Raw genomic sequence first — 263 nt, forward strand, 5'->3', positions numbered from 1 at the left:
GGTTCGCCCTGCGCCGGGTACGCGCGCACCATGCCCTCGCGCAGCGTGGTCAGCAGCGGCGCATGACGCGGCAGCACGCCGAAGCCGCCGTCGGTGCCCGGCAGCCCGACCTCGCGCACCTCGCCCGACCAGATCGGTCCGGTCAGGCTGACGATCTCGAGTTTGAGGGTGGTCGGTTCGCTCATCGCGGCAGCACGGGCGGACCCGCCGTCTGTCGTGGAGGCTCCAGTATCCCGATCCGGCCGTTGCGCCGCGTCAAGGCG

The 263-nt window shown here is 72.6% G+C and carries 1 protein-coding gene; it reads right to left on the bottom strand.

Features of this window, described 5'->3' with window-relative positions:
- Positions 1 to 185: F0F1 ATP synthase subunit epsilon (locus SB822_RS58145; RefSeq protein WP_410859248.1), on the bottom strand; the 185-nt coding region annotated here is incomplete at its 3' end.
- Between the last annotated feature and the right edge of the window lie 78 nt (positions 186 to 263).

Origin of the sequence: Paraburkholderia sp. SIMBA_054 (genome assembly GCF_046534875.1) — a bacterium.
GTDB lineage: Bacteria > Pseudomonadota > Gammaproteobacteria > Burkholderiales > Burkholderiaceae > Paraburkholderia > Paraburkholderia hospita.